Source organism: Clostridium sp. CCUG 7971, assembly GCF_017590215.1.
In the GTDB taxonomy this organism is placed as follows: domain Bacteria; phylum Bacillota; class Clostridia; order Peptostreptococcales; family Peptostreptococcaceae; genus Faecalimicrobium.
In genome coordinates this window covers 43,305-51,536 of the sequence record NZ_JAFFPK010000040.1, presented here as the reverse complement: position 1 = coordinate 51,536, position 8,232 = coordinate 43,305, and the positions used below count along the sequence as shown (strand labels likewise).

At 29.0% G+C, this 8,232-nt stretch carries 10 protein-coding genes; all 10 read left to right on the top strand.

What is annotated here, in order from left to right:
- Positions 1-401 precede the first annotated feature (401 nt).
- The 10 genes from JWF52_RS05765 (at position 402) to JWF52_RS05720 (ending at position 8,221) form a co-directional block, all read left to right on the top strand.
- On the top strand, positions 402-662 hold the full coding sequence (locus JWF52_RS05765; RefSeq protein WP_208332420.1) for a hypothetical protein: 261 nt from the start codon (positions 402-404) through the stop codon (positions 660-662).
- Positions 662-1,090 (top strand): phage tail terminator family protein, encoded by a 429-nt coding sequence (locus JWF52_RS05760; protein WP_208332417.1) that lies wholly within the window; start codon positions 662-664, stop codon positions 1,088-1,090. Before JWF52_RS05765 ends, JWF52_RS05760 begins: the two co-directional genes overlap by 1 nt.
- Before the next feature lie 4 nt (positions 1,091-1,094).
- Entirely contained in the window at positions 1,095-1,274 is a 180-nt protein-coding gene (locus JWF52_RS05755; RefSeq protein ID WP_208332415.1) for a hypothetical protein, read from the top strand.
- Positions 1,275-2,585 carry a phage tail sheath family protein gene (locus JWF52_RS05750; RefSeq protein WP_208332413.1) on the top strand — a complete coding sequence of 437 codons (1,311 nt, stop codon included), beginning with the start codon at positions 1,275-1,277 and terminating at the stop codon, positions 2,583-2,585.
- Positions 2,586-2,603: 18 nt separating this feature from the next.
- A complete protein-coding gene (locus JWF52_RS05745) occupies positions 2,604-3,074 on the top strand; it encodes a phage tail tube protein (protein ID WP_208332411.1) in 471 nt (156 codons plus the stop codon).
- A 66-nt stretch (positions 3,075-3,140) separates the two neighbouring features.
- Positions 3,141-3,563, top strand: coding sequence for a phage tail assembly chaperone (locus JWF52_RS05740; RefSeq protein ID WP_208332409.1), 423 nt, complete (start codon positions 3,141-3,143; stop codon positions 3,561-3,563).
- 2 nt (positions 3,564-3,565) lie between these two features.
- Positions 3,566-3,748, top strand: coding sequence for a hypothetical protein (locus JWF52_RS05735; protein ID WP_208332407.1), 183 nt, complete (start codon positions 3,566-3,568; stop codon positions 3,746-3,748).
- A gap of 61 nt (positions 3,749-3,809) precedes the next feature.
- Positions 3,810-5,759 (top strand): tape measure protein, encoded by a 1,950-nt coding sequence (locus JWF52_RS05730; protein ID WP_208332405.1) that lies wholly within the window; start codon positions 3,810-3,812, stop codon positions 5,757-5,759.
- A 13-nt stretch (positions 5,760-5,772) separates the two neighbouring features.
- Positions 5,773-6,468: a LysM peptidoglycan-binding domain-containing protein gene (locus JWF52_RS05725; RefSeq protein ID WP_208332403.1), complete on the top strand. Its 696-nt coding sequence runs from the start codon at positions 5,773-5,775 to the stop codon at positions 6,466-6,468.
- Positions 6,461-8,221 (top strand): C40 family peptidase, encoded by a 1,761-nt coding sequence (locus JWF52_RS05720; protein WP_208332401.1) that lies wholly within the window; start codon positions 6,461-6,463, stop codon positions 8,219-8,221. The genes JWF52_RS05725 and JWF52_RS05720 overlap by 8 nt, the downstream gene beginning before the upstream one ends.
- Positions 8,222-8,232 lie beyond the last annotated feature (11 nt).

Below are 8,232 nucleotides of genomic sequence, written 5' to 3'. Positions count from 1 at the left end.
TTACAAAGGGTACATTTTATAATATCTTAGGCTATTTTTATTTATAAATAATCAAGATATGTTATTTGGATTAAATTTTTTATGAAATACCGGTTTATTACCTACATTAATAAAATAAACATGAGATAATAGTACTATAGAAATATTCCCAATAGGCTTTATATATACATTTAAACCAGGACTAACTATTCTGGTTAATATGTAAGTAGTAGCTTTGGAAGATATAATTCTTATAACTTACATCAAAAGCAGTTTTATTATAAGAAGCTTAACATTTAATGCTATTTTGGTAAGAGGGATGGTGAGTTTGAATTTTATAAAATTTTAAATTTATAGAGAAGAATCCGATTTATTAGGATTCTTTTTTAGTTCTCAAAATAACCAATAAGGGAGGTAGTGATATGCCAAGATATTTAAATGAATATTTATTTAAAAGAGGACCACCTATAGGAAGTAAGAATGCTGCTGAATCGCTTTACAATAATGAAGCTAGTAAGATATTGTCAGATAGCTCTATAGATATATTAAAAAATATATATTATTCATCAACTGGTAAAGTTAGAAAAATTTATCAAATTGAGATACTAAATTTCATAAAAATAGACTCTCAATCAGATAAAATAATAGAAAAAAACAATAAAGATATTAGGAGATACTTTTAATGGTAAATAGTATTATAGATGGAATATCAATGAAACTTAATGAGATATTTGGTGATAGTTATGAAATTTATAGTGAAGCTAGAGATCAAGGATTTAATGAGCCTTGTTTTTTTATATATCTACTAAATTCAACTAATACACCAAAATTAAAGAATAGATTCTATAGAGAATATACTTTTGAGATTCGATATTTCCCTAGTTTATCAAATAAAAAGAATAAAGAAATTAATGATATAAATGAAAAACTAATTGATGGATTAGAGTATATCTCACTTAATGAAAGTTTAGTGAGAGGAAGCAAGATAAACTCAGAGGTCTTTAGCAACGTATTGCATTTTTTCATTAATTATAATGTGTTTGTAGTAAAGGATAAAGTTAAAGATGAATCAATAGAAAGTATTTCTATAAAACAAATAATAAAGAGGTGATTTCATGGATAAAAAGAGTGAAGAAATTAAAATTAATAAATTTAGTAAAAATCAAATAACTAATTCTAAGAAGTATAGAAAAAGAAGAGATTTGTTAAATGCTATTTTAGATAAAAGTAAACATTACTCTATGGATGAAGTTGATAGATTAATAGAAAAGTTTATGAAGGGTGAGGTGAAATAGATGGCATTAGGTGGTGGAGCATTTATAGCTCAGAATAAGATATTACCTGGATCGTATATAAACTTTGTCAGTGCATCAAGAGTATCATCTATGATGTCTGATAGAGGTGTTGTAGCATTAGCATTAGAGCTTGATTGGTGTTCTGAAGATGAAGTATTTAAAGTAACATATGAAGAGTTTCAAAGATATGCACTTAAGAAATTTGGATATAACTATGACCACAAAAAATTAAAAGGTTTAAGAGACTTATTTAAAAATGCTAAAGAAGGATATTTTTATAGATTAAACAAGGGTGTTAAATCTACTAATAAATTTGCTACTGCCAGATATAGTGGCATAAGAGGAAATGATATAAAGATAATTATAGAAACTAATATAGACAATGGAGACTTATTTGATGTAAGTACAATGTTAGATAATAAAAAAGTAGATTTACAGATTGTAAGCGCTACTACTGATTTAAAGGACAATGACTGGGTTTCATGGAATAAAAGTCAGGATTTAGAGTTAACGGCATCGACACCTTTAGCCGGTGGAACAAATGGAAGTTCAGTAACAGGAACTGAATATCAGAAGTTTTTAGATAAAATTGAATCTTATAACTTTGATACAATAGGATGTTTATCTACATCAGATGAGATAAAAAATCTATTTGTAGCCTTTACAAAGAGAATGAGAGAAGATATAGGATTAAAGTGCCAGGCTGTATTATATAAAAAAGAAACTGCAGATCATGAAGGTATAATATCTGCGGAGAATTCAGTTAAAGATGATGGTGAATTAGAATCAAGTTTAGTTTATTGGACATTAGGAGCTGAAGCTGGATGTGCAATAAATAAAAGTAATACAAATAAAAAATATGATGGTGAGTTTATAGTTAATGTTGACTACACTCAGTTAGAACTAGAAGAAGCATTATTAGCCGGTAAATTTATATTCCATAAAGTTGGAGATGAGATACGTATATTGGAAGATATAAATACATTTACATCTTTTACTGAAGAAAAAACAGATGACTTTGCTAGCAATCAAACTATACGTGTATTAGACCAAATTGCAAATGATATAGCTATATTATTTAATAAAAAATATCTAGGAAACATTCCAAATACACCTTCTGGAAGGGTTAGTTTTTGGAACGATATAGTTACGCATCATAAAGGATTAGAAGAACTTAATGCATTAGAAAGTTTTAAACCAGATGAAATTATAGTTGAAGAAGGAAATTGTAAAAAATCTGTAGTAGTTACTGATGCAGTTGAAGTAATAAATGCAATGGAAAAACTGTATATGACAGTTGCAGTTAAATAATTAAGGTGGTGGATAGTTATGACTCAAACAATGAATGCTAAAGATACAATAAGTGCAAACCTAGCAGAATGTTTTATTACAATAGAAGGTAATAGATATAATTTTGCACAAATGATTAGCCTAGAGGCTAAACTTGAGAAGACGAAATCTAAGGTGCCTATACTAGGTAAAACAGGTAAAGGCAATAAGGCAACTGGATGGGAAGGAACTGGATCTGCGACTATGCATTATAATCAAAGTATATTAAGAGAGTTAATGTATAGATACAAAGAAACAGGAGAAGATGTTTATTTTGATATACAGGTTACTAATGAGGATCCTACATCATCAATAGGTAGACAAACAGTAATATTGAAAGATGCAAACTTAGATGGTGGAATATTAACTAAATTTGATGCTGATGCTGAATATTTAGATGAAGATGTAGACTTTACATTTGAAGATTTCCAAATGCCAGAAAAATTCAGAGTATTAAGTTGTATGCTTTAAGCACATATATATTCTTCTAATATATATGTGTTTTTTATTTAAAATAAAATTTGGAGGTACAGTAGTATGAGCTTAAGCGCTTTTCTAAGTCAAAATGTAATAAAAATAGAAAATGAGAAACATGTTGTTTCAGATAGATTCGTAATAAATGGAAAACCAGTAGCGTGGGAAGTACAGCCAATAACTTCTCAAGATGATGAATTATTAAGAAAATCTTGTACAAAAAGAGTCCCTATACCGGGAAAAAATAATCAATTTACAGCAGAAACAGACTTTAATAAATATGTAGGGTTATTAGCTGTAAAATGTACAGTATATCCGAATTTAAATGATGCAGAATTACAAGACTCTTATAAAGCCATGGGAGCTGATGAGACGTTGAAAAAAATGCTATTGCCTGGTGAGTATGCAGATTATTTAAGTTTAGTTCAAAAGATAAATGGATTTGAACAATCATTTGAAGATAAGGTAGAAGAAGCAAAAAACTAATTTTGGGAGGCGATTTTGATAGCAATATAGCTCATTATTGCATCCACAAATTAAAATGGAAACCAAGTACTTATGATTCAATGCCTGTTCAAGAGAAAGCATTTACTGCAGCATCTATTCAAATTAAAATAGATGAAGATAAAAAAGAAGCAAAAGAATTAAAAAGAAAAAATAAAAAAAGATAATAATAAAAAGATACTTACATCTATAGTAAGTATCTTTTTATTAGATAAAGGGAGGTGTTATATGGCAACTATTAAAAAGTCAGCTACTATGGCTGATATGTTTGATACGATTACTAATAAAATGGTAGGATTTGCCTCTAACTATATAACAATACCTAATATAAGTGAAGTCATGCAGCTATCAGATGAGTTAATTAATGCTCAAACTAGAATAAGTATGATAAATGATGGAGCACAAAGTATAGATGATTTAAATAAAAAAATATATACATCTGCTCAAAACTCAAGAAGTGCATATGAGGGAACTTCCCAAATGGTATACAGTTTGGGTGTAAATGCAGGTAATGCTTTTAATTCTACATCTGAGATGGTAGATTTTGCAGAGCAACTAAATAAAAACTTTATAATGGCCGGAACAAGTGGTGAAGGGATTAATTCAGCAATATCACAATTAACAAATGGATTAGGATCTGGTTCACTTAGCGCACAACAATTGAATGATGTATTTAAATCTGCACCTAATATAATTCAGTCAATTTCTGATTACTTAGATGTTCCTACTAATAAAATATTTGAAATTGCATCTAAAGGCAAGCTTTCAGCAGATATAGTTAAAAATGCTATTTTAAGTACATCAGAGGAGACAAATAAACAGTTTGAAAGTATGCCTACTACATTTGGGCAAGTTTTTACCTCATTAAAGAATCAATCGACCATGGCTTTTCAACAAATATTAAAAGACTTTAATGAAATTGCAAATAGTAATGCATTTCAAAGTTTTGCTAATGGCATTGTTACAGCATTTACATTGATTGGAGTTGTTTTAGGGAATTTAGCCTTAGGTATTGCTAATATATTTATTCAAAATTGGTCTATTATGGAACCACTAATTTGGGGACTTATAGCAGCATTGATAGTTTATAACGCTACAATGGGGATTGCATGGTTAAAGACGTTAACAACGGCTGCTGCCAAAGCATTCCAAGCTATTCAAAGTGCAGTATTGTCGGTTGCTATATTTGGTCTAATTCTTGCTCAAGAGGGATTAAATGCCGCCTTAAGTGCATGTCCTTTAACATGGATAATAATAGGTATAATAGCAATAATAGCTTTATTCTATGCTGTAATAGGAGCTGTTAATCACTTTGCAGGAACATCTCTTAGCGCTACTGGAATAATTGCAGGTGCTTTTATGATGGCAGGAGCGTTTATAGGAAATTTAATTATTGCTTTAGCTAATATAGTTGTAGATGTGTTTGCTACGATATGGAACGTAATAGCTACTGTAGCAAATTTTGTAGGTAATGTTTTTACCGATCCTATAGGAGCGGTTATAAGGCTATTTGCAGGACTTGCTGATACTGTGCTATCGATACTATCAGGAATTGCTAGTACTATAGATACTATATTTGGGTCAAATCTTGAAAATACAATAAATGGATGGAAAAAAAATTTAAAAGGAGCAGTAGATGGTTTTGTAGGTGAAGGAAAAGTAGTTATGGAACCAGTAGATGCTTCTAAATTTAAAACATCAAAGAGATTTAATTATGGTGATGCTTTTAACATGGGGAACAAATGGGGCTCTGAATTAGGAAGTAAGTTTAAAATGGAAAATCTATTTGGTAATACCAAAGATAAATTTGGTTTAGGTAAGGAAAGTGACTTCCTTAAAGATTTAAAACAACGTGGACCTTTAGATAATTTAAAAAAATCAAATTCTTTAGATGGGCTAAAAAATTCTATGGCTGACGCTGGAAGTGGATCTAAAGATACAGCTAGTAATACAGCAAAGATGGCAAATACAATGACAGCATCTGCAGAAGATTTAAAATATCTTAGAGAAATTGCAGAACAAGAAGTTATAAATAGATTCACTACTTCTCAAATAAAAATAGATATGAATAACAATAACAATATAAACTCTGAATTAGATTTAGATGGTGTAGTTAGTTATTTAGAAGAGAAAGTTTACGAATCAATGGTTATTGCATCTGAAGGAACACATATATAAAGGGGGGTAAAAAATGGCTTATTACTTTTATTTAAACACACTATTATTACCTATAGCACCTTCTAAATTGGATTTAAAAATAAATAATAAAAATAAAACTGTTGATTTAATTAATCATGGTGAGGTTAATATTTCAAAAAAAGCGGGATTAACAGATATTACATTTGATGCACGTATACCACATAGGAAATATCCTTTTGCTACATACAAAGAAGAATTTAAAAATGCTCAATATTTTTTGGATGAAATAGAAAAATTAAAAAATGGCAAGCCATTTCAATTTATAGTGTCACGAACTTCACCAAGTGGCACTATTTTATTCCATACAAATATGAAAGTTACTATAGAAGATTACTCTATTACTGAAGATGCTGAGGATAATTCAGATATAACAATACCTATAAAACTAAAACAATATAGGGACTATGCAACTAAAAAAATTGTTATATCAAAACCAGATAATGGATCACAAAACCCATCAGGAACAGTTGATAACAAAAGACCAGATTCAAACCAAAAACCATCAAATAAAACTTATAAAGTTAAAAAAGGTGATTCTCTTTGGAGTATCTGTAAATCACAGCTTGGAAATGGTAGTAAATATCCTGAAATATATAAATTAAATAAAGAACTAATGGACTCATATAATAAAAAATATAAAACTTCAAAATATACTATATATCCTAATCAGGTGTTAAGGCTTGAATAATAATATAGAGATAGTTTTACAAAATGGAAACAATCTATATGAACCATTAGTTGAAGGAGATTTAGTTTGGGAAACACAACGAAAAGGTGCTCCAGGAAAATTAAGTTTTAACATACTTAAGGATGATGTTATAAACTTTGGAGAAGGTAATGCAATTAGAGTAAAGTTTAATAATAAAAATATTTTTTATGGTTTTATATTTAATCATAGTAGAAATAAAGATAAATTAGTTCAAGTTGTTGCCTATGATCAATTAAGATATTTTAAAAATAAAGATACATATATATATGAAAATAAAACAGCAACAGAGATAGTTCAAATGTTAGCAAAAGACTTTAATTTAAATTGTGGAACACTTGAAAATACTAAATTTAAAATCAAATCTAGGGTAGAAGAAGATAAAACTTTATTTGATATAGTTTTAAATGCATTAGATACAACTATAGAAAATGCTAAAGAAATGTATATATTATATGATGACTTTGGACAAATAACATTAAAAAATATTAGTTCAATGAAATTAGATACACTAATAGATGGAGATGTAAGTGAAGACTTTGATTATTCTTCTTCTATTGATGGAAACTCATATAACAAAATAAAGCTATCAAAAGATAACAAAGAAACTGGCAAAAGAGAAATATATATAGCTCAAGACTCTAAAAATATTAATAGTTGGGGTATATTACAATATTTTGAAAGTATTAATGAAAATGTTGATGCTAAGGTGAAAGCAGATGCTCTCTTAAAATTATATAATCAAAAAGTTAAGTCTTTAAATATAAAAAATGTATTTGGAGACATAAGAGTTAGAGCAGGATGTTTAGTAGCTGTAGTATTAGATTTAGGAGATATGAAAGTTCAAAATTATATGTTAGTAGATAAAGTAAAACATACTATAAATAGTGATGAACACTATATGGATTTAACACTAGTTGGAGGAGAATTCGTTTCAACATTAGCTTCATCTAGTAGAAGTTCTGGAAATTCTAAAGGTAATTCATCTAGTGACAATTCTTCTAATACTACTAACTCAACGAAGGGTAAAGAAGTTAATGCTTTATTTACAGCTTATTATCCTGCTAATAACAGCATGGAAGGTGGGTTATATGATGCTCAAGGTAATAGACTTAATCCAAAAAATAAAACTTGTGCAGCACCTAAATCAATTCCTTTTGGAATAAAGATTAAAGTACAAGGTACAGGGACTTCTCGCGATGGAGAAATTTACACTGTAACTGATAGAGGTGGTGCTATAACTGTTAAAGATGGTGTATATCACTTTGATTTACTGATGAGCACTAGAAAAGAATGTAATACTTGGGGTAAGAAAAAAGGTAAGGCAGCTATATTAAATAATAATCAAATTAGTACAAGTTCAACATCAAATAGTAAAAAGGCTAGTCAGATTATTACTCTCGCAAAAGGAAAACTTGGTTCAAAATATGTATGGGGAGCTACAGGGCCCACAAAGTTTGATTGTTCAGGATTTACTAGCTGGTTATATAAGCAAGCTGGAATAACAATACCAAGAACATCTAGAGATCAAGGTAAGGCTGGTACATATGTAGCTAAATCAAACTTACAACCAGGTGATTTAATCTTCTTTAATAAACCAATAAGTCATGTTGGTTTATATATAGGTGATGGACAAATGATTCATGCGTCTAATCCTACTCGTGGAGTGGTTAAAGATAATATTAATAGTAGTCATTATAAGAAGATTTATAATACATCTAGAAGATTCTTATAGAGAAAGGGGGC

Coding starts and splice junctions, on each gene's coding strand:
- JWF52_RS05765 (WP_208332420.1), top strand. CDS start 402: ATGCCAAGATATTTAAATGAATATTTATTTAAAAGAGGACCACCTATA.
- JWF52_RS05760 (WP_208332417.1), top strand. CDS start 662: ATGGTAAATAGTATTATAGATGGAATATCAATGAAACTTAATGAGATA.
- JWF52_RS05755 (WP_208332415.1), top strand. CDS start 1,095: ATGGATAAAAAGAGTGAAGAAATTAAAATTAATAAATTTAGTAAAAAT.
- JWF52_RS05750 (WP_208332413.1), top strand. CDS start 1,275: ATGGCATTAGGTGGTGGAGCATTTATAGCTCAGAATAAGATATTACCT.
- JWF52_RS05745 (WP_208332411.1), top strand. CDS start 2,604: ATGACTCAAACAATGAATGCTAAAGATACAATAAGTGCAAACCTAGCA.
- JWF52_RS05740 (WP_208332409.1), top strand. CDS start 3,141: ATGAGCTTAAGCGCTTTTCTAAGTCAAAATGTAATAAAAATAGAAAAT.
- JWF52_RS05730 (WP_208332405.1), top strand. CDS start 3,810: ATGGCAACTATTAAAAAGTCAGCTACTATGGCTGATATGTTTGATACG.
- JWF52_RS05725 (WP_208332403.1), top strand. CDS start 5,773: ATGGCTTATTACTTTTATTTAAACACACTATTATTACCTATAGCACCT.